This is a genomic window from Bradyrhizobium sp. MOS003, assembly GCF_003020125.1.
Taxonomy (GTDB): Bacteria; Pseudomonadota; Alphaproteobacteria; order Rhizobiales; family Xanthobacteraceae; genus Bradyrhizobium.
Genome location: NZ_PYFW01000001.1, coordinates 2,037,371 through 2,057,026, shown reverse-complemented (window position 1 = coordinate 2,057,026; position 19,656 = coordinate 2,037,371). Strand labels below are relative to the sequence as shown.

12 protein-coding genes and 1 pseudogene are annotated in these 19,656 nt (G+C 65.6%); 5 read left to right on the top strand and 8 right to left on the bottom strand.

Annotated elements, in window-relative coordinates; genetic code table 11:
* Positions 1–25: 25 nt before the first annotated feature.
* Positions 26–1,003: a catalase gene (locus tag C7G42_RS09895; protein WP_502694198.1), complete on the top strand. Its 978-nt coding sequence runs from the start codon at positions 26–28 to the stop codon at positions 1,001–1,003.
* Positions 1,004–1,063: 60 nt separating this feature from the next.
* Here C7G42_RS09895 and C7G42_RS09890 read toward each other — a convergent pair whose 3' ends face one another.
* Complete coding sequence (locus tag C7G42_RS09890) at positions 1,064–1,996, bottom strand: helix-turn-helix domain-containing protein (RefSeq protein WP_106948713.1); 933 nt, start codon at positions 1,994–1,996, stop codon at positions 1,064–1,066.
* 357 nt (positions 1,997–2,353) lie between these two features.
* On the opposite strand from C7G42_RS09890, the gene C7G42_RS09885 reads away from it, so the two are divergent.
* Positions 2,354–3,307, top strand: a complete 954-nt coding sequence (locus tag C7G42_RS09885) for an MBL fold metallo-hydrolase (RefSeq protein ID WP_106948712.1) — start codon at positions 2,354–2,356, stop codon at positions 3,305–3,307.
* Positions 3,308–3,385: 78 nt separating this feature from the next.
* On the opposite strand, the gene C7G42_RS09880 is transcribed toward C7G42_RS09885, so the two are convergent.
* From C7G42_RS09880 to C7G42_RS09870, 3 genes and pseudogenes are all read right to left on the bottom strand, one after another.
* Positions 3,386–5,986, bottom strand: a complete 2,601-nt coding sequence (locus C7G42_RS09880) for an EAL domain-containing protein (RefSeq protein ID WP_502694190.1) — start codon at positions 5,984–5,986, stop codon at positions 3,386–3,388.
* A gap of 138 nt (positions 5,987–6,124) precedes the next feature.
* Positions 6,125–7,426: an MFS transporter gene (locus C7G42_RS09875; RefSeq protein ID WP_106948921.1), complete on the bottom strand. Its 1,302-nt coding sequence runs from the start codon at positions 7,424–7,426 to the stop codon at positions 6,125–6,127.
* Positions 7,427–7,528: 102 nt separating this feature from the next.
* A pseudogene (locus C7G42_RS09870) lies at positions 7,529–9,918 on the bottom strand (bifunctional diguanylate cyclase/phosphodiesterase).
* Between the two features lie 326 nt (positions 9,919–10,244).
* On the opposite strand from C7G42_RS09870, the gene C7G42_RS09865 reads away from it, so the two are divergent.
* A complete protein-coding gene (locus C7G42_RS09865; RefSeq protein WP_106948710.1) occupies positions 10,245–11,411 on the top strand; it encodes an ABC transporter substrate-binding protein in 1,167 nt (388 codons plus the stop codon).
* 7 nt (positions 11,412–11,418) lie between these two features.
* Here C7G42_RS09865 and C7G42_RS09860 read toward each other — a convergent pair whose 3' ends face one another.
* From C7G42_RS09860 to C7G42_RS09850, 3 genes are read right to left on the bottom strand one after another with little or no spacing between them, the layout of a single operon-like run.
* On the bottom strand, positions 11,419–12,393 hold the full coding sequence (locus tag C7G42_RS09860; RefSeq protein WP_106948709.1) for an NAD(P)-dependent oxidoreductase: 975 nt from the start codon (positions 12,391–12,393) through the stop codon (positions 11,419–11,421).
* Positions 12,394–12,405: 12 nt separating this feature from the next.
* On the bottom strand, positions 12,406–14,259 hold the full coding sequence (locus tag C7G42_RS09855; RefSeq protein WP_199580752.1) for a TRAP transporter large permease: 1,854 nt from the start codon (positions 14,257–14,259) through the stop codon (positions 12,406–12,408).
* Between the two features lie 7 nt (positions 14,260–14,266).
* Entirely contained in the window at positions 14,267–15,298 is a 1,032-nt protein-coding gene (locus C7G42_RS09850) for a TRAP transporter substrate-binding protein (protein ID WP_106948707.1), read from the bottom strand.
* Positions 15,299–15,720: 422 nt separating this feature from the next.
* Here C7G42_RS09850 and C7G42_RS09845 point away from each other — a divergent pair, with 422 nt between their 5' ends.
* The gene (locus C7G42_RS09845; RefSeq protein ID WP_106948706.1) at positions 15,721–17,199 is read left to right on the top strand and encodes a caspase family protein; all 1,479 of its coding nucleotides are present in this window, start codon (positions 15,721–15,723) and stop codon (positions 17,197–17,199) included.
* Positions 17,200–17,402: 203 nt separating this feature from the next.
* Entirely contained in the window at positions 17,403–19,058 is a 1,656-nt protein-coding gene (locus C7G42_RS09840) for a SulP family inorganic anion transporter (RefSeq protein WP_106948705.1), read from the top strand.
* 187 nt (positions 19,059–19,245) lie between these two features.
* Here C7G42_RS09840 and C7G42_RS09835 read toward each other — a convergent pair whose 3' ends face one another.
* Positions 19,246–19,608 carry a hypothetical protein gene (locus C7G42_RS09835; protein WP_199580750.1) on the bottom strand — a complete coding sequence of 121 codons (363 nt, stop codon included), beginning with the start codon at positions 19,606–19,608 and terminating at the stop codon, positions 19,246–19,248.
* Positions 19,609–19,656 lie beyond the last annotated feature (48 nt).

The window sequence follows — 19,656 nt, the reverse complement described above, 5'->3', positions numbered from 1 at the left end:
ACGCCCGCTTTGGGAAAGAAGCTCGATCCGCCCTGCGCCACAAACGAGCGCCATCGTTCGAACCCGGGGTTTCGTCCTGTCTCAGTTCCCCAGCGGCGCTGTCACGCCGACGACTCTTGTCGATGCCCTGAAGGCGGTTGCCGGGCTTCCGCCAGGGGCGCGCGCGAGTTTTTCCTGGGGCCAATGCGTTCGCGGTACCTACACCCCGTCGCATCAAGCCGAAGAGATCACCAAATCCCGCAGCTTCACCAGGCCATCCCGGGTGCTGGCGCGGTTCGCGGCCGACGGCTGCGCCCCGAACGCCGTGGACATTGGCGGAAGCTCGCTGCGCGGCTTCAGCTTCCGGCTCGGCAGCGGGGATCAGCGCTCCGAGATCTTCACCCAGAGCGCCCCGGTTCATTTCGCCAGAACGCTCGACCAGATGCTGGCGTTCCTCCAGGCGCGCATGCCGGGACCGGACGGCAAGCCTGACACCGCGCAGGTCGAGGCATTCTCCGCCGCCAATCCCGAAACGCTGCGTCAGGCGAGCTACCTTGCCGTGCATCCGCCGCCCGCGAGCCTTGCGTGCACGACCTATTGGGGGGTGCACGCCTTTCCTGCGACGAACGCAAAGGGCGAGACACGGTTCATCAAATTCAAGGTCGCGCCGGTCGGCGAAGAAAGCAGGCCGCCCGCCGACGCGGCCACGGCCGAGTCCACCGGCTTTCCGCGCGACGAGCTCGAAGCCCGGATCGGGGCACGCGATGTCAGGTTCAGCGTGATGGCGCTGCTGGACCAGCCCGGGGACCCCGTGATGGACGTGACCAGCCGTTGGCCCGACGAGGATGCGCGCGAAGCGATACGCCTCGGAACGATCGTGATAACGGGCACGCAATCAGACGAGGCGTGCGACGGGTCCGCGTTCAATCCGGCCAATCTCGCCGAAGGCATCGGCCACCCGCCGGACGAGATGTTTGCAGCGCGCAGCGCCGCCTATGCCATCTCTCAGGCAGGACGCCGTTGAGCCGAACAGCGAGCGCACAGGCTCTTGGAACGGCTCTTGGAACGGCGCTTGGGCGCGTGATCAGATTTCGCTCTCCGACGCGCCCCGCGCCTCGCGGCGCCACATTCCCGGGCTGACGCCGACGATCGAGGAGAATACCCGGGTGAAGTGGCTTTGATTGGCGAACCCGGCCGAGATCGCAATCTCTGCCAGCGGCAGGTCGCGCACCGTCATCAATTGCTTGGCCGTGTCCACACGCTGGCGCAGCAGCCATTGGTGCGGCGGCAGGCCGGTGGAGATGCGAAATGCACGCGAAAAGTGACTGACGGAGAGATCGAATTCGGCTGCGATCTTGTCCAGTGACAGCTTTCCGCGGAGATCGGATTCCAGCCGTTCGCAAGCACGCTTGACCTGCCATGGGGCAAGGCCGCCGCGCGCCGGCTCGGTGGCGCTCCGCAATCCGCCGTAGGTCGTCGCAACATGGGCGGTGAGCGCGAGCATCATGTGGTCGATGAAGAGCTGGTTGACCTCATCAGGCTGCCGCAACGCCGCCAGGAACGAGCCGCCGAGATGGCGGATCGTCGTATCGTCGTGGCCGACGCCCGGCTGATAGGCGAGTTCGCCGATCCGTGGCGCGCCGCCTTGCCTCGCCATGTCGTCCAAAGCCGAACGAGGCAGATAGAACAACAGGGAATGGAACGGCTTGTCGATCACGTAGCGCGGATCGCGTTTCAGGTCGTACAGATAGGTCGCGCCGGCCTGGATATCGCGCTTGATCACGCAGCGGCCGCGCTCCCAGCACTCGCAATCGGCGAAATCGCGGAATTTCAGGCCAACGAGATAAGCGTCCTCCGAGGGCATCGAATCGGAAAGACGCGGCATGGGATGGTCATCCCGCGTTTCGGTGACGGCGAGCTCAGCGCTACGCAGCGAACGCGTGACCAGCGTTGGCGGCTCATCTTTCAGATGCAGAAACCGTTCGACGTTCTGCGCGAAGGCAGCTGCGTGTGCCATGGACATGAATCTCGCGTGAGAGGAGACTTGGGAGCGCGGCGCCATCGCCAAATCACGCCCGATTATCCGACATCGCCAAGCGACGGTCCAGACCAGCGCGTCCGAGCGACAGCCGTGTGACGGTCCGCCGCGCCTTTCGTCTTAGACTGCTTTTAGCAAGCAATTACAACGGGCTTGGACGCTTCTCGCGTGATCGTTGTTCAATGCTCCCTCAGGGGCATCACCGGCTCATCGTGCAATTGTGAAAGCGCGCGCCGGCTTGGAGCAGGATCGGACAAAGCACCACCGCTTCAGGAAATACGCTGATCCTTCGCAGTGCATAGAACCGCGTCAAGACAAAACGAAGGAGCTTTCAAGATGAACCAGACGATCCGTAACACTGAGGAGACGAACATGAACCTGCACAACACCACACGCCCCGGCGGACCGGGGGCTCAAGAGCTGGTTCCTTCGCGCTACGCGCTGAAGATCGGCGAGATCGACGTGATGGTGATCAGCGACGGCGTGCTTATGCTGCCGGGCGCGATGCTGGCCCACAACGCCGACCCGGCCGTACGCGCGGCGTGGCTGAAGGACATGTTCCTGCCGCCGGATGCCTTCGATTGGGCGCTGAACGTGGTCGTGGTGCGCAGCGGCGACCAGACCATCCTCGTCGACGCCGGACTGGGATCCGACCCCGACCTGCACTTGCCGCGCGCCGGCCAGTTGAGCAAGCGACTGGAAGCCGCCGGTATCGATCTCGAGTCCGTGACCGACGTGGTGCTGACGCATATGCACATGGACCACATTGGCGGGCTGCTCGTCGACGAGGTGAGGGAGCGGCTGCGGCCGGACCTGCGCATCCACGTCGCAGCTGCCGAGGTCAAGTTCTGGGAGGCGCCCGATTTCTCCCACGTCTCGATGCCGCCGGGATTCCCGGACGCGCTTCGGGCAACCGCCAAGCGGTTCGCGAAGGAATATCACAACCAGCTGCGTACCTTCGAGGACGAGCATGTGGTGGCGCCGGGCGTGGTGGTCACGCGCACTGGCGGCCACACCCCCGGGCATAGCGTGGTCCGCCTGGCATCCGGCGACGATCGGCTGACATTCGCGGGCGATGCCGTGTTCACTGTCGGGTTCGACCACCCCGATTGGTTCAACGGCTTCGAGCATGACCCCGAAGAGGCGGCCCGTGTCCGGGTCCGTCTTCTGCGGGAGCTGGCAGCGAACGGAGAGCTCCTCGTCGCCACGCACATGCCGTTCCCGTCAATCGGGCGGGTGGCGGTCGACGGCGACCACTTTCGCTGGGTGCCAGCCTTCTGGGACTACTGACCGCTCGTCGGGTTAGAGCCGAACCGGGGTGCGACTCACCGCATGAGCGGGTTCGCACCCTCTTTTTTGACGCTGTCCCTACGCCGACCGCCTCCCGGCGTCACTCCCCACTGCAGCAACGTCGAGCCGCCCCAGCATCGCCCTCGCCTGCTCGGCGCAGTGTTCGATCAGCCAGCGCTCGAAGGCGACGGGGGGAAGTGCGGGGGCGTAGAGGAAACCTTGCACGACGTTGCAGCCGAGTTCGGCCAGGGTGTTGCGCTGGCCCTCGGTTTCGACGCCTTCGGCGACCACGGTCATGCCAAGGCCCTGGCCGACACGCACCACCGCAGTGGCGATTGCAACCGCGCCGGCGTCACGCTCGATGTCGCGCATGAAACTGCGGTCGATCTTCAATTCGCGGATCGGCAGATGCGCAAGACGGCTGAGACTGGAATAACCGGTGCCGAAATCGTCGACCGAGAGGCCGACGCCGAGCTCGCGGATCGCGTTCATCGTCTCCAGCGCCGCGACGCTGTCATGCATGAAGGCGCCTTCGGTGATTTCCAGCATCAAGGCGTCCGCCGGCAGATCGTATTCGGCAAGGACGTCCTTGAGCCGCGCAGCCAGCGTGACGTTGCGGAAATTGATCGGCGACAGATTGACCGATACGCAGGGAATGTCCAGTCCGGCGCGGCGCCAGCTCGCCATCTGCCGGCAGGCCTCGCGCACCGACCACAGGCCGATCTGTTCGATCAGGCCGCACTCCTCCGCGAGCGGGATGAATTTTGCCGGCGAGACGTCGCCGAGCAACGCATCGTGCCAGCGCGCCAGCGCCTCGACGCCGTGGATCGCGCCATCGCAGCTGCGGATCTGCGGCTGGTAGCTGAGGGTCAACGTTCCCTCCGCGATGGCGCGGCGGAGCGCTGCGATCAAGGCCAGGCGCTGCTCGGTGAGCCCGTTCATCTCCGCGCTGAAGATGCGATGGGTCGAGCGCCCCGCCTGCTTGGCCATGTACATGGCGGCGTCGGCCTGCTGCATCAGCGTGTCGATGTCGGTGGCATGATCGGGATAGAGGCTGATGCCGATGCTGACCGACATCGGCATCAGCTTCGAGCCGATCCGCAAAGGGGCCGCAAGCGCTTCGGTGATTTCGGACGCGACGCGATCGGCGGCCTCGGCGTCACGCTGCGGTAGCAGGATGACGAATTCGTCGCCACCGAGACGTCCCAGCATGTCCTCGGCTCCGATCTGTTCGCGCAGGCGCTGGGCGAGCTGGATCAGCAGCTCGTCGCCGGCGGCGTGGCCGAGCGTGTCATTGACGTCCTTGAAATGATCAACGTCGAGGAAGGCCAGCGCGACATGACTACCGTGCGGGCAGGCATCGATCGCCGTCGTGATCAAATTTCGCAGCTGCGCGCGGTTCGGCAGGCCGGTCAGGATGTCGTGGTAGGCGAGCCGCGCGATCTCGGCGCGCGCTTCCTTGCGTTCGATCGCAAAGGCGCCGAGATTGACGCAGGCATCGACGATGCGCCGGTGCCATTTGCTCGGCGCGCGCGGTTCGTGGAAGTAAAAGGCGAAGGTCGCGATGACCCGCCCGTCCTTGGCCTTGATCGGCGTCGACCAGCAAGCGCGCAAGCCGATCGCGAGCGGCATTGCCTTGTAGGGCTGCCAGCGCGGATCGGTGTCGAGATCCTCGGCCAGCACTGGCTTGCCGTAGAAGGCGGCGGTGCCGCAGGAGCCGACATTGGGGCCGATAGCAATGCCGTCAAGCGCGCGGGAATAGTCCTCGGGAAGGCTGGGGCCGCCGAGCGGATGAATGAGACCAGCGGCATCGACGTGGAGCAGCGAGCAGACGACATCGGGCGCGATCTCCTCGACGCGACGGCACAGCCTGTCGGCGATGTCGGTGATCGGCACTTCGTCCGCGAGCGAACTCATGATGAGCTGCTGCAGCGACCGCAGCTGCTTGCTCTCGGTGATGTCCTCGATCAGCGCGAAGATGTGCTTGACCCGGCCCTTCGTGTCGCGGAAGGCATCGATCCGGGCGCTGACCCAGATCTCTTCGCCGTCCTTGTCGTACGCCAGCACTTCGGCCTCGCCGCGGCGGCCGCCATGCCTCAGGCCCCTGATGAGCCTGGCGATGGCCCTGCGATCGGTGTGCCGGCCGGCAATCAGCGCGCCTGCGCGACGCCCCTCGGCCTCCGCGTTGGTGTAACCGAACAACGTCGTGAAGGCGGAATTGACGTAGACGATGTTCTGCTCGGTGTCGCTGATGATCACCGCCCGGTTGGTCTGGTCGGAGACGGCGTGGAGAAGTCCGATCCTGACGCGGCGCTCGGCCTCCCCGGTGACGTCCCGTGCAAACACGATGTAATGATCCGCGCCGCCGATTTTCACGGAAGAGAGCGCGATAGCCGCCCTGATGCGGCTGCCGTCACGGCGCACGAGACTGATCTCGTCCCGGAGATCGGTCACCGGATCGGGCTGAAAACCCTTGAGAGAGAGAATTTCGACATCGCGACCCAGCACGTCGGTGCGCGGCAGCTTCCAGATGCGCTCCGCGGCGGCGTTGAAATGCGTGATGCGATGCGCGTCGTCGACGATGACGACGCCGTCGTCGGCGCGTTCGAGAGCGGCTCGAAGCACGTCCGGACTTTCAATGAGACGATCGAAGGCGGACATCGTTTGACCCGGCGACATCGGGAAAATACGGCAATCGGCCGACGCTAACGCTCCGATGGTGTCCAAGACGTTTTCGCCGCCCAACGGCCTCGGGCCAAGACGCGACATGCTTAACGAGCGACAAAAAACGACGACGGTATCTGATGCGTGCGGAGCCTATTCCGCACCGGTTTCCGCCTGGAGCCTGTGCAGACGGCCCGCCACCGCCCGCACCTTGCGCGGTGCCGCCTGCCAGATCGAGACCGCCGACAAGCCGCTTATGATCATCGCCACGGCGAAGGCAAGCGTGTAGTCACCGGCGCGATCGAAGAGGAAGCCCGTCACCCACGGTCCGGCCGCACCGCCCGCCAGCGCCGCCAGCATGATCGTGCCGAAGATGCTGCCCTGATGCTTGCCCTGGAAAATCTCGAACACCACCGCGCCCATGATCGAGGTGAGGCCGTAGCCAAGAGCACCTTGCGCGAACACCATCACATAGACCAGCCACAGCGATGGCTGGAACTTCAGCGCCATCAGCGCCGCAAAGCAGATCACAAAGCCGGCGCAACTGATCGCCCATACCCATTCCCGCCCGATCCGGTCCGAGACATGACCGAGCAGGATCTGGCCGGGAATGCCGAGCAGGCTGACCATGCCGAGCGCCCACACTGCGACGCCGGGACTGAATCCGATGTCGAGCAGGAACTTGGTCTGGTGCACCTGTACCGCGTACCAGATGTACAGGCCGCAGAAATAGCCGAGCGCGATCCACCAGAATCGCGCGGTCGCCATCGCCCGTCTCAGCGTCCAGTCGGTCCCGACCCAGACGGGATCGACGACGTTGGAGATCGGCTGCGCCGCGCCCGCGGCCGGGACGGCATCGCCGTCCGGCTCGAGGCCGATGTCCTGCGGGCGCTTGTGCAGCAGCAGATTGACCGGCGCCAGCACGACGAGGATGAGCAGGCCCATCGCGGTGCAGGCGGTGCGCCAGCCGGTCTGCTCGATCATGTGCTGCACCCATGGCAGCAACGTCACCGAGCCTATGCCGACACCGGCGAAAGCGATGCCGATGGCGAAGCCGCGCTTACGGATGAACCAGTTCGGCAGGAACAGCGACTGGCCGGAATAACCGAGACATACCGAGCCGGCACCGACCATGACGCCGATGGTGACATAGAGATGCCAGGGCTCGCTGGTGAGCGGCGCAAGCAGCAACCCGCCGCCCATCAGCACCACGCCGAGCTCCATCACCGCGCGTGGGCCCGCGCGGTCCATCAGGCGGCCGATCAGCGGGCTGACGAAACCCGACACCACGAAGCCGAAGGAGAACGCGCCCGCGGTGACGCCGCGCTCCCAGCCGAATTCAGAAATGATGGGAGGAAAGAACAGTGAAAAGGCCGTGCGCGCGTTGACGCCGATGGCCATGGTGACGAAGGTCACGGCGACCACGACCCAGCCGTAGAAGAACGGAAGCCGCATGTTTGTTTGTTTCATCCCTGGACGATCCTACCGACCATCCGGGAATGCCCGGGTCAAGCGAATTCCGCGCCTGCCCGTCGGCCGAGATGCACCAGGACGCGCTCAGGCGGCGTCGCGCCGTGAGGGGTTGGCGGCGCATCGAACAGGATCCGCTCGATCGGCTGCGGGCGGCCGAACAGATAGCCTTGCGCGAAATTGACGCCGAGCGCCTTCAGCCGCTCGAACTCCTCGCGAGTCTCGACGCCCTCGGCGGTGACCGACATGTCCAGCCCGCGCGCCAGCGTCACGATCGCGGAGATGATGGCGGAGCTGCGCGGCTGATGGGTGAGGTTTCGGATGAACGACTTGTCGATCTTGATCTTGTCGAACGGAAACGCCGTCAGATAGCTGAGCGAGGAATAGCCGGTGCCGAAATCGTCGAGCGCGAGCTCGATGCCGAGCTGCTTCAACCGCTGCATGAAGGCGTGGTTCTCGACCCCGCGCTCCAGCAGCACGGATTCCGTGATCTCGATCTCCAGCCGCTGGGGCGGCAGGCCGGAATCGGCGAGCGCCGCGCAGATCATGTCGAACAGCTCGGCCTCCTTGAACTGGATCGGCGACAGGTTGACCGCGACCGCGAGATCCGATGGCCAGCCAGCAGCGTCGGCGCAGGCGCGCCGTAGCACGAATTCGCCGAGCGGCACGATAAGCCCGGTCTCCTCCGCAAGCGGAATGAACTGATCCGGCGGAATCAACCCGCGTGTCGGATGCCGCCAGCGCACCAGCGCCTCGAAGCCGCGCCGCGCGCCGCTCAGCGCGTCGACGAACGGCTGGTAATGCACCTCGAGCTGGCACTGCGCGATGGCGTCGCGCAGATCCCCCTCCAGCGTGTTGCGGGCCTCCAGCTCGGCCGACATCGCCTCGTCGTAGATGGTGAAACAGTTGCGGCCCGCCGATTTCGAACGATAGAGCGCAAGGTCCGCTTTCTTCAGAAGCTGCTCCTGATCGCGGCCGTGATCCGGTGCGATGGCGATGCCGATGCTGGTGCCGATCTCGACGCGGTGACCGGGCAGCAGGAATGGTTCGGTCAAGAGCTTGGCGATCCGCGCCGCCAGCTCCGTCGAGCAGGCGCGCTGATCCTGGCATCCCTCCTGGATGACGGCGAATTCGTCGCCGCCGAGCCGCGCCAGCACGTCGCCGGCGCGCACGGCAGATTTCAGCCGCTGCCCCACCTGGCGGAGCAGCGCGTCGCCGGCACCGTGACCCAGAGAATCGTTGACGTTCTTGAAGCGGTCGAGGTCGAGCATCAGGATCGAGAAGGTCGGCCCACCGTCTTCCAGCCGCCCATTGAGCTCGTCGAGCCGGGCGAGGAAGAAGGCGCGATTCGGCAGTCCGGTCAGGATGTCGGTCTGGGCGAGTTCGAGCACCCGCCGGTTGGCCAGCGACAGGCGTCGCGAATTGCGGCTCGCAAGCATGAGATAGGTCGACAGCGACAGCGTCAGCAACAAGCCGACGATCAGCACCGCGCACGCGCGATCATAGGTCGTCTCCAGCGGACCGCCGGCGGTCGGAACCGCCCGCACCTGCCAATCGGTATCGCCGATCTTGAGACTGCCCGACCAGTGTAGCGTCCGCGCGACGTCCCGCATCGACTGTGGCGCCGAGGCGGCCGAGGAATAATCCGGCAGCATCTGCTCCAAGCTGGCGATCTGCGCCGTGAAGGGCGGGTAGACGTTCATGCTGACCGCGGGGCTTGCCCCGGTGGTGACGCGAACGGCCTGAATCAGCAGCGGCAGGTCGAAGATGCCGACCACAAAGCCGGCCAGATTGCGACGCCGGTCCACGACAGTCTGGCGCGACGTCCCCTTGGCGTAGACGGGAATGGCAACCAGGACGTCGGGCAGCCGCCCTCCCTCCCGCGGTTCGAACAGGCGGGTGCGAATGGCCGCGACCTTGTCGTCGTCGCGCGCACGCTCGAGAACGGCGCGGCGCTCCGGGACGGTGGCGTAATCCATGCCGTAGACCGGCGAGGTCTTCGGCTGGGTCGAGTAGAACACCGGAAAATATTCGTCGCTTTGCGGCGCCGTCGCGAAGCTCTCGCCCTGGAGCGATTTGATCCGATAGCCGGACACGCCGTCCGTGATCGCCGCGGTCTCGTATTCGGCGCGCTCCTTGCGGTTGACGCGCGGCAGCCAGGCGATGCGCAGCATGCCGGGATGGCGCTCGAACAGGCGGGCGCTGAAGGTCTCGAATTCGTTGCGGGAGACTTCGTCGTTGGTCGATTCGAACAGCGTGCGCAGCGCGACGAGCCTCGAGATGTATTCGCCCATGCCGTTCTGCATGACGATCGCTTCGGTTTCGGCCGCGTTCTCGAACTCGATCCTGTTGACGCGATCTTCCCACCGCGCCACGGCGGCCGCGCCCGCGACCGAGAACAGAAGACCGACGCCGACGGCGACGAGCGCAGGACGATACAGCCCGAGCAGCGGCGCGGCACGCCACCATCCGGTCATCCCCTTCCGATCCTGATCGTGCCGATCGCGATCGCCCATCTTGAAGCCGCCGTCCCCTGTCTGCGACGAACCGAACCTCTGGTTGAGGCACCGGCGCCGCTATCGGAACAAGACCGCGGTTAAGAACTGCACAATTTTGGAACCCGAGCATTCCGCAATGCGTGGATTAGTTAATGAAGTCTCCGAATGATCCGGCATTGTGGAAACAAGTTGCCGATTTTCCCCGCAGTCTTACGGACCGTGCGCGCGGCGCGGAGTTAGCGTCCTGTTCAGCCTCGCAGACCTATCGTTCCTGCAACCGCGTCCAGCATCCGGCGACCATTCTCATGACACCATCGCGATCCGCGACATATGTCGCCTTGACCATCGCATTGCTGGCCGCAGCGATGCTCCCGGCGAGCGCCGACGAGGCCGGCGTCAGCGAGGATGCGATCCTGTTCGGCCAGGCCGCCGCGCTGGAGGGCCCCTCCTCCGCGCTCGGACAGCGCATGCGACAAGGCATCGTCGCGGCCTTCACCGAGATCAACGCCAAAGGCGGGGTCCACGGCCGCAAGCTTCAGCTCATCAGCCGCGATGACGGCTACGACCCCGACCATTCGGTGGCGCAGACGCTGCACCTGATCGAGGACGACAAGGTGTTCGCGCTGATCGGCGCGGTGGGCACGCCGACCGCGATGGCGACAATTCCGATCACCAGCGCCAGGAACGTTCCCTTCATCGGCCCGTTCAGCGGCGCCGAATTCCTGCGCGACCTCGAACTTGCAAACGTCGTCAACATCCGCGCGAGCTATGGTGCGGAGGCCGAGGCTTGGATCAAGCACCTCACCGAGGATCGCCACTTCACCCGCATCGGCATCTTCTACCAGGACGATTCCTTCGGCCGCGACGGCCTGACCGGCGTCAAGCGCGCGCTCGCCAAACGCGGCCTCGAGCTCGCTGCCGAAGGCACTTTCGAACGCAACACCCGCGCGGTCGCGGCCGCCTGGCGAATGATCAAGCGGGCCGAACCCGAGGCCATCGTGATGGTCGGGACCTATGGGCCCTGCGCCGAGTTCATCAAGCTCGCGCACCGCAGCGGCTTCCATCCCACCTTCGTCAACATCTCCTTCGTCGGCGCCAACGCGCTGGCCAGGGAGCTCGGCCCCGAGGGCGAAGGCGTCATCGTCTCGCAGGTCGTGCCGTTTCCCTGGGATCGCTCGCTCAAGCTCGTCGCCGACTACCAGGATGCGCAGAAGGCGTTCGATCCGACGCTGACACCGGACTTCGTGTCGCTGGAAGGCTATCTCTCCGGCCGCCTCGCGGCCAAGGCGCTGGAGAAAGCCGGGCCGAACCCGACGCGCGCAAATTTGCTCCGCGCCATCAACGATGTCGGCCGCTTCGACATCAGCGGCACCGCCGTCACCGTCGGCATGCGCATGATCGACACGCCACCGAAGGTGTTTTTGACGGTGATCCAGAAGGACGGGACGTTCAGGCCGGTGGACCGGCTTTAGGGACGCGTCACGGTCGCCGCGTCCAGCGGTCGGCGTTCACCGCTCCCGGCGGGACCTCGCCTTTGACGATGGCCTCGACCTGCCGCACGGTTTCCAGCGACTGATATTCGATCGCCTGCGGAGTCAGCCCGCCGACATGCGGCGTCGCGATGACGTTGGGAAGCTTCGCCAGCTCGGGCGTCGGCATCTGGTCGGGCGCGCGGCCAACATCCATCGCCGCACCGGCAATACGATGCTCCAGCAGCGCGCGTGCCAGCGCCGCCTCATCAACGAGATTGCCGCGCGAGAGATTGACGAAGACCGCATGCTTCTGCATGCGCGCCAGCGCCGCCTCGCCGATCAGATTCTCGGTCTGCTCGTTGGCGATCGCGAGGCAGACGACGTAGTCCGACGTGGCGAGAAGCTCGTCGAGACCGAACTGCCTGATGGTGTCGCCGACGGTGGCGAAGGGATCGGAGACCAGCACCTCCATGCGCAGCACTTTTGCGACCTCGGCGAGATAGCGGCCGATGCTGCCGTAACCGATGATACCTATTTTGCTGCCGGCAAGCTGGCGGCCCATCCGCGCCTCAGGTTTGCGGCCGGCCTGGTAGTCCGCGGTCGCCCGCGAGACGCCGCGGGAGAGATCGACCATGAAGCCGAGCGCGAGCTCGGCGACGGCCTGCACGAAGCCAGGCCCGGCGCGGGTCACGAGCACGCCGGCCTCCGAGGCCGCGTCCACATCGACGTTGCGGATATCGACGGCACAGCGGACGAAGGCCCGCAGGCGCGGCAATTGCGCAAAGATCTCGCCGCGACCTTCCGTCATGCGATCGGCGACGATGATGTCGGCATCCTTGGCAGCGCGCACGAGGCTGGCCGCGTCCAGGGTTTCATCGCGCTCGTGCAGGATCACCTCGGCGGCCGCGCGCAGACCGTTCAGGCTGCGATCGCCGTAGTAATTGCGCCGCATCTCCGGCGTGTGCGCGAGGAGGACCTTCACGACAAAACTCCTTCAGTAGCCAAATGCCCGCGGCAGCGCAGTCGAGAGCCATGGCACGAAGGCGATGACGAGCAGGCAGAGAAACAACAGGCCGAGATACCCCATGATCGGCTTCACCGTCTGCTCGATCGGCACATTGCCGATCAGGCAAGCGCCGTAGAGCCCGAGCCCGAGCGGCGGCGCGAACAGGCCGATGCCCATGGCGATGACCAGCACGACGCCGAAATGCAGGGGATCGACGCCGAGCTGCACCGCGACCGGCAACAGCAGTGGCCCGAAGATGATCAGCGCGGCCGCGCCCTCCAGCACCGAACCCATCACGATCAGCACCGCGATCGCAAGCAGAATGAAGAGCCAGACGCCTGACGTCTTCGACAACCCCAGCATGAAATCGCCGACCGCATGCGGCACCTGCTGCAGGGTCAGCGTGAACGCGAGCGACTGCGCTGCGGCGACGATGAACAGCACCAGACCGGCGCGCGTCGCGGCCTGCACGAAGCTGCGTGTCGCCGATTTGAAGCTGAGCTCGCGGAACACCACGCTGCCGACGACGAGCGCGTAGGCCACCGCGAAGGCCGAGATCTCGGTCGCGGTGGCAAAGCCGCTCTTGAAGCCGAAGAAGATCATGAAGATCAGGCCGAACGAGGCGATCGCGCCGCTCCATAGGCCCGAGACCGGCATCTGTGGCTCGACCTCCTCCACCTTGTCCGGCCGCTTGCCGAAGATGACGGACACGGCGATCAGCGCAGCCGCCATCAACGCCGCCGGCAACAGGCCGGCTACGAACAGTCCGCCAATCGAAAGATTGGCCACGAAGCCGAGAATGATCAAATTGATGCAAGGCGGGATGGTCTCCGCCATCACCGCGGAGGCCGCAAGCAGCGCCACCGCGCCGCCAGGATTTTGCTTCGAGCGGCGCGCCGCCGGGATCAGCACCGAGCCGACCGCGGCGACGTCGGCCATCTTCGAGCCCGAGATGCCCGAGAATAGCACCATCGATGCGACCATCACGACGTTCAGCCCGCCGCGCATGCGCCCCACCCCGCGCTGCAGCAGCTCGATCAGCCGCACCGACATGCCGTTGGCTTCCATGAGGTAGCCGACGAGGATGAAGAAGGGGATCGCGAGCAGCACGAAATTGTCGATACCGCGCGCCATCTGCTGGGCGAAGATGACGCCCGGCAGCGCGCCCTCGACCCAGATGAAGATGAGCGCGGCGAGCGCCAGCGCGAAGCCGATTGGCAATCCGCCGAACAGCGTCACGAAGAAGCCGACCAGCATCAGCGTGCCCGCCGACGGCACCGAGGACGGCGACAGATAATCCCAAGCGAGATAGAGGCCGGTGACGACGATGATCGAGATGAGCCCCCTGACGATATCGGGAAACGGCCGTGCGCAGAGCTGGTCGATCGCGAACACCGTCATGAACAGCGCACCGACGCCCATCGGATAGAAGGTCAATTCCAGCGGCAAGCCCGAGCCGGTGGTCTGGCCCGCGGTGAGCGAACCCAGCTTGATGGCGTTGTAGGCGACATAGCCGGAGATCAGGACGACGAGCAGCGCGCTCGCGGCGTCGACCAAGGCGCGCAGCCGCAACGGCAGAAGATCCCTGAAGAAGGAAACACCGACATTCTCGCCGCGCGCGAGCGCGCTCGCCGCTCCGAAGAAGGCCGAGCCGACCATCAGCCCGCGCGCAACGTCATCGGACCATTCGACCGGTGCGTTGAAAAAGAAACGCAGCAGCACGGAGGCGCAGACCACCACGAGATCGGCGGCGAGCAGGACGGCCGCGATCGCGTCGCTGAGTCGAAGAAAAAGAGCAATGCTCCCGTGGCGTTCGCCCGGGAGAGGTACGGCGCCGGCCATCGCCATATCAGGCCTGCGTTGCGCGAATGATGTCGATGACGGCCTTGGATTCCGGCCGTGCCTTGATGAAGTTCTCGGTCTGCGGAGCGACGCGTTTCTTGAACGCCTCGCGGTCGCATTCGGCCACCGTCACGCCCTTCTCGGTCAAAGCCGCCAGCGCCTCCTTCTCGACCGCAAGCCCGTGGGCCCGCGTGTCGGCTGCGGCTTTCTTCGCAGCATCGAGAAAGCCCTCGCGCAGCTTCGGATCCATGCGGTTGTAGGTCATGTCGCTGAAGTAGATCGCGAGCGGCGAGAAATTATGCTGCGTCAGGGCGTAAAATTTCGCCGTCTCGAAGAACTTGCTGGCGAGGATCGTCGGCGGATCGTGCTCCAGACCGTCAAGCACGCCGGCCTGCAACGCCGTGTAGATCTCGCCGAACGCCAGCGGCGTCGCGGCGGCGCCCATCAAGCGCAGGCATTCCGTGATGACGGGATTGGGCAGCGTCCTGATCTTGAGGCCGGCGAGATCCTCCGGCGTCTTGACCGGCTTCTTCGCCAGCACGCTGCGGGAGCCGAAATTATAGGCCCAGGCGATGATACGGATGTTGCCGCCCTTGAGCAGGGCATCCTCGATCGGCTTGGCCGCACCGGCGTCGAACGCCTTGGTCTGCTGCGGGAAGCTCGAGAACAGGAAGCCGAGATCGTAGGTGCCGACCAGCGGCACCAGATTGGCCGAGATGGATGATCCCGACACCATGAGATCGATGACGCCGAGCTTCACCGAATTGATGACGTCGATCTCCTGGCCGAGCTGGTTGTCGGGGAAGAACGCGACCTCGATCTGCTCGCCGAGCCCATTGCCCTTCAAATTCTTGACGAGGTTGTCGTAATAGACGCGGCCATTGGCGAATTTGGGATCGTTCGGCAGCGAGGAGGAGCATTTCAGCTTCAGCGTCGCGGCTTCGGCACGGCCGATGATGGCGGGAGAGAGCACGAGTCCGGCGGTGACCGCCGTCGATGACTTGATGAACGCGCGACGGTTCACGGGCACGATGGTCATGGTGCGGTCTCTCCCACATTATTTTTTGTTCGCCGCGGTCGTTGCCGTGGCCTGTTGCGGGGACTGTATGGCCAAAGCGACGGCACAGGCAAGCGTAGGGCTTGCAGGCGCACAGCAGCGCGTGGGACGCGCAGCAACCCGAGAAGTGCTGTTGAACGACGGCATTCACCGAGGATTTGCGGAGAGGAGAGGCCTGACGCCCCGCCGCGCGATGTGGGCTGCCGCGCAGGGCCGCTATCAATCCAATGGGAGCATGGATCAATGCGCAATTGGCATGGATGCATCCACACCGATGCCTGCCGGCTCCAGCAAACACCAGCCCATTTACCGCAGTGCAAGCGTGACCCAGCGCACAGACGGACGCATGGCGAGACCTTAAGAAAGCTGGCATCGTCGCGCCCATTGCCGATGGAGCTGACACCATGCGCCTTCCTGCCTTTTCCCGTTTGTTTCTTGGCTCGGGCCTTCTGGCCCTCACCCAATTTTTGGCACCGACGGAGGCCGCGGCCGAAGCCCGGCTCGCGCTGGTGATCGGCCAATCCGCCTATCGCACCGTGCCGGAACTGCCCAACGCTGCCAACGACGCCAAGGGCATGACCGAGATGCTCGGCAATGCCGGCTTCACCGTCACCACGGCCTCCAACCTGGCACAGAACGAGATGCGGGCGGCGATCTCGGATTTCGCCGGCAAGGTCAGCGCCAGCGGCGCCGACACGGTGGCACTGGTGTTCTATGCCGGCCACGGGCTGCAGATCGACGGCGAGAACTATCTCGTTCCCGTTGATCTCGATCCCAAGCGCGAGGCCGACATTCCGCTCCAGGGCGTGCGGCTGAACGACATGCTCAACACGCTCGGCGCCCTGCCAACGCGGGCGCGCATCTTTATGCTCGACGCCTGCCGCAACAACCCGTTCCCGGCGCTGAGCGGCGCTGGCCACGGGCTTGCGATCGTCGACACCAAGGCCGGCGCGCCCGGCTCCTTCATTTCCTATTCGACCTCGCCCGGCGCGGAAGCCGAGGACGGCAACGGCATCGACAGCCCCTACACCGCGGCGGCGCTGACCGTTGCCAAGCAGCCCAATCTGCCGATCGAGGAGGTGTTCAAGCGCATCCGCGTCGCCGTCGCGCAATCGACCGACGGACGGCAGATCCCTTGGGAAAGCTCGTCGCTGACCACCGACTTCAAGTTCTTCGGCGAGAGCAGCGGCAGCACGCCGGCTCTTCCCGGCGCATCGGCGATGGCGCTCGCCGGCAGTACGCGAAGCCTCGAAGACTGGCGCAAGGAGTTGCGGGGCAAGCCCGCGCCGGTCGCCTATGAACTCGTCATCACCGACGACACCGTGCCGGCCTATCAGGCCTATGTCGAGTTGTACGCACAGGATACCCGCACGCCGCGCCTGCGCACGGTGCTGGAGCGGCGGCGGCAGATGCTGGCCTGGGAGCGCGCCACCGCGATCAACACCCGCGCCTCGTTCGAGGCCTATCTCGACAATTGGGATAACAGCGACCTCGCCGCAACCGCACGCCGGATGCTGCTGCGGGTGCAGAACCGCAATTATGGCGTGCCTGTCGCCGCCGCGACGACCCCGGTCGCGGTTGCGACCGCTCCGACCTGCCCGTGTTCGGTGCCGCCGGCGACGCCAGTCAACCCATCGGTCGCGCCCGTGATCAAGAAGCGCGTCGACGACACCCCAGCGAAGCGCAAGGTGGTCGAGACGCCTCCCAAAACGCGCCGGCCGCCGCCCGAGGAAGTGATCGTCTACGAGCGCGCCCCGCCGCCACCGCCGCCCGCATCCGTGGGTGTCGGCATCGGGATTGGAATCGGCATGGGCCGCGGCGGCTACGGCGGTGGCGGCTACGGGGGGCCGACACGTGGCGACAATTACCGCAGCAGGTACTGAGGTATCCGCAACTCTCGTGCCCCGAACGCAGCGCTCTTGCGGTTCGCTGCAGATCCGGGGCCCGTGCGGCGACGTATTGCGCGGCATGATGGGTCCCGGCTCTGCGGAGCGGCACTTCGTTCCGCACCGCGTCCGGGACACGCACTTCCGGAAATGCTGTAGTCTGATCGACTGACACCAGCATTTCCGGGGATCTCACATCGATGCCGCACGCCAAGCACGCCTGGCCGCTCTTCCGCTCGCTCGCATCCTATTCCCTGCCTGGCGACCTCATGGCGGGACTGACGCTGGCCGCGATTGCGATTCCCGAGCAGATGGCCACGGCTCGGCTCGGCGGCTTCGCGCCGCAGATCGGCTTCTTCGCATTCATGGCGGGTTCGCTCGGCTTCGCACTGCTAGGCGGCAACCGCTTCCTGTCCTGCGGCGCCGATTCCACGATCACGCCGATCTTCGCCGGCGGGCTCGCGGCGCTGGCCGCCGCCGGGACGCCTGAGTATCAGGGCGTCGCGATTGCGCTGGCGCTGATGGTCGGCGCCATGATGCTGGCCGGCGGGGCCTTTCGCCTCGGCGTGATCGCAAACCTCTTGTCGGTGCCGGTCATGGTGGGCTTCCTCGCCGGCATTTCCGTCCATATCATCGTCTCGCAATTGCCGGGCGTGCTCGGGTTGCAATCGCCGAGCGGACCGACGCTCGATCGCATCGGCGTGCTCGCAAGCGAGATCGGCCTCAGCAACCCATTCACGCTGTGCATCGGATTCGGTGTGCTGGCCTTGGTCTTCGTCTTCGAGACGATCAGCGCGAAAATTCCGGGCGCACTGATCGGGCTCGTCGCCGCGACGCTGGCCACGATTGCGCTCGGCCTGGAAAGCAAGGGCGTCAACGTCGTCGGTCAGGTGCCGGGCACGCTACCTCGGCCGACCTTTCCCGAACTGGCACCGGAGCTGTGGGTGCGCCTCGTGCCGCTCGCCTTCGTCATCACGATCGTGGTGATGGTGCAGACCGCGGCGACGACGCAGTCGTTCCCGTCCGATCCCGACACACCCGCCGATGTCGACCGCGACTTCCTCGGGGCCGGCGCCGGCAGCGTGATCGCTGGCCTGTTCGGCGCCTTTCCGGTCAATGCGAGCCCGCCGCGCACCGGCATCGTCGCCGAGACTGGAGGGCAATCACAGCTCGCGGGCCTTGCGGCCGCGGCCATCGTGCTGGTGCTGCTCGCATTCGGCACCGGACTGCTGCAACACGTGCCGGATGCGGCCCTCGGCGGCATCCTGCTGTTCGTGGCGCTACGCATCATCCGCTTCAGGCAGATCGTGACGATCTACCGCCAGTCGTTCAGCGAATTCCTGCTGATCGTCGCCACCGCCGCTCTGATCATCGTGCTGCCGATCCAGCAGGGCGCGTTCCTCTGCATCGTGCTGTCGCTGTTGCACGGCATTTGGAGCACGACGCGCGCGCGGCTGGTCGAGTTCGAGCGCGTCCCCGGCACGACGATCTGGTGGCCGGCGCATCCGCACATCTCCGGCGAGCGCGTCGAAGGCGTGGCCGTGATTGGACTGCAGGCGCCGCTGTCCTTCCTCAACGCGCCGGGTTTTCGCAGCGACGTGACCAAGGTGCTCGCGACGACACCGCAACTGCTGGTGTTGGAGGCGAGCGGCATGGTCGAGATCGACTTCACCGCTGCGCAGATCCTGCTGGATGTCTTCAAGGTGTGCGGCGAGCAAGGCGTCACGGTGGCTCTGGCACGACTGGAATCGGTGCGTGCGCAGGATGCGTTCGAGCGCTTCAGGCTGTTCGACGCCCTGCCCCGCGAGCACGTCTTCTATAGTGTGGATGAAGCGGTACGGAAGTTGGCAAAATAGAGTCAGCGGGTTTTTGAGTCGAACCGGTCGTGCCGCGGTCTCGGTGCACCTCGCCCGCTTGCGGCAGAGATCGCCGGGTGAGGGCTTTCTCTTCTAGGGGGCTGTCCCGTTGCGGAGATACCCTCTCCCCAACCCTCCCCCGCAAGCGGGGGAGGGAGCGCACCTCCCGATTAGCGACGGTCGCCCCTTACGATATCAGCGTCGGGTGATCCCGCTGGATCGTCTCGCGAATCCAGCTGGCATGGATCGCGCGGAACAGGATCTGTGCAGTCTTGAGGTCGTCGGCCGTCATGCAGAGATCGACGATGCGGTGAACGCCATCGTCGCGCATCAGTCCATCCGAGATCTTCATCGCGATTTCCATCGCGACCTTGGCCGCGCGCTCGTAGCGCTCGCCCTCGCGCTTGTCGCCCTGCGCAGCATGTGTGGCGCTCGGGGCCGCGGCATCGCAGATCGCGCGGATGCGCTCGGCGGCATCGATGTCGCCGAGTGGGGCTTCGATCGCTTCGTCCCAGATGTCCCGTCGCGTCTTTCGCGCGAACCAGCGCATTGCCCGCTCCGTAGCCGATGGAGCGAGCATAAACGGCGCTCGGCCTGC